General features: G+C 69.0%; 2 protein-coding genes. One reads left to right on the top strand and one right to left on the bottom strand.

Annotated elements, in window-relative coordinates; translation table 11 throughout:
* Window positions 1–117: 117 nt before the first annotated feature.
* Entirely contained in the window at window positions 118–669 is a 552-nt protein-coding gene (locus ACIO3O_RS42700; protein ID WP_401756440.1) for a hypothetical protein, read from the top strand.
* Here the strand turns inward: ACIO3O_RS42700 and ACIO3O_RS42705 are convergent.
* Window positions 596–1438 carry an IS5 family transposase gene (locus ACIO3O_RS42705; protein WP_401756443.1) on the bottom strand — a complete coding sequence of 281 codons (843 nt, stop codon included), beginning with the start codon at window positions 1436–1438 and terminating at the stop codon, window positions 596–598. The two genes, ACIO3O_RS42700 and ACIO3O_RS42705, sit on opposite strands and share 74 nt — an antisense overlap.
* Between the last annotated feature and the right edge of the window lie 205 nt (window positions 1439–1643).

The following is a 1643-nucleotide window of genomic DNA, read 5'->3' on the forward strand; positions in this document are numbered from 1 at the left end:
AGAAGCCGTTGTCGTACCGAATGTGATCGTTGAGTTCCCGCTGGTCAGGCATGGTCTCGCTGTCGTCTGTGCAGGGTCGGGACGATCGGTTGGTCCTCGACGATGCGGAGGTGCCCGGTGACGTCGGTGATGGGGTTGCTGGAGGAGCGGGAGGCGGCTGCTCGGGTGCGGATGGAGGAGGTTCGCGCGGAAGCGGAGCGGATTCTTGCTGAACTCGCCTCGGCGGAAGCGGTGTTGGAGCGTCGGGTGATTGCCCGGATGGAGCTCGCCGAGGCTCTGGCTGCTCCGGCGGATGCGCCGGTTGCCCCGGCCGCGGTGGCTGGGACGGAGCCGACGGCCAGGAGGAAGACGCCGGTCGCGGGATCGGTCGTGGCGCACTGGCACCCGGGGGCGTTGGTGGACACGCTCGCGGTGGACTACCGGCGGATTGTCGAGCTGGTGCAGTCGGATGTGGTGGGCAGTGAGGGGATCTCGGCGGGAGAGATCGCCGACCGTCTGGGACTGGAGATGGTCCCGGCGAAAATCGAGGGAGTGCGCTCGAAGGCGCGACGGCTCGCCGAGCGGGGCTGGCTGACCAGGGCGGCGACGGGCCGGTTCATGCCGCGGCAGTCCACCGCGACTGCTGTGCCGGCGGCATCACGGCCCGGCGGGCCAGGCGGCGGCTCATGAGCATGGCCAGCGAGAAGTAGATGAACGTCTCGCTGGAGGCGGGCAGGGTCTCGAAGTCCCGCACCAGGCGCCGCGAGCGCATCAGCCACCCCAGAGTTCTTTCCACCACCCAGCGACGCGGCAGCACCACGAACCCGGCCATGTCGTCACGGCGCCGGACGATCTGCACGGTGAGCTGCAGGGTCCGCCGGGCGAAGGAAACGAGGCGGCCGGCATAGCCGCCGTCCGCCCACACGAGGGTGATCTTCCTGAACCGGGATCGCAGTTGGGGCAGCAGGGTGTAGGCGGCCTGGCGGTCGGTTACGTTTCCGGCGGTCACCAAGACCATCAGCAACAGGCCGAGGCTGTCGGTGATGACGTGCCGGCGCCTGCCGTTGATCTTCTTCCCGCCGTCATAGCCGCGCGTCGCGGCCGGCACGCAGGCGGCTGCCTTGACGGACTGCGAGTCGATGATCGCCGCCGTCGGCTCTGCACTGCGGCCCTCGCTCTCGCGGACCTTGCCGCGCAGCCGGTCGTGGAACTCCCGGGCCAGGCCCTGGTCCCGCCACCTGCGGAAATAGGCATACACCCGGTCCCAGGGCGGGAAGTCGGCAGGCAGCGCCCGCCACTTGATCCCGTTGTCGGTGACATAGAAGACCGCATCCAACATCTGCCGGTGGCAGTAACCCTCGGGCTGCCCGCCCCGGCCCTCCAGCCACGCGGGGACGGGCAGCGCCTCGCGGACCACCGCCCACTGCTCGTCCGTTATGTCCGACGGATACCTGCGCATCCTGTTCGGACGGTCGGCCGCGTTCCCGAACCGGTGAGCGAGGCAATCACACGACGGGGCGGACGAGTTGAATGCGACCGGCGAAACAGCATAGAACTGCGTCAACAGGGCCTCCTGGGTCACGAGTTGGCTTCGCAACCCTCGTGCTGCACCGGAGGCCCTGCCTTCATGCACGCCACGGCCAAGTTCACCCGCCTCCATCCCC

It is taken from the genome of Streptomyces sp. NPDC087440, assembly GCF_044744005.1.
Taxonomy (GTDB): domain Bacteria; phylum Actinomycetota; class Actinomycetes; order Streptomycetales; family Streptomycetaceae; genus Streptomyces.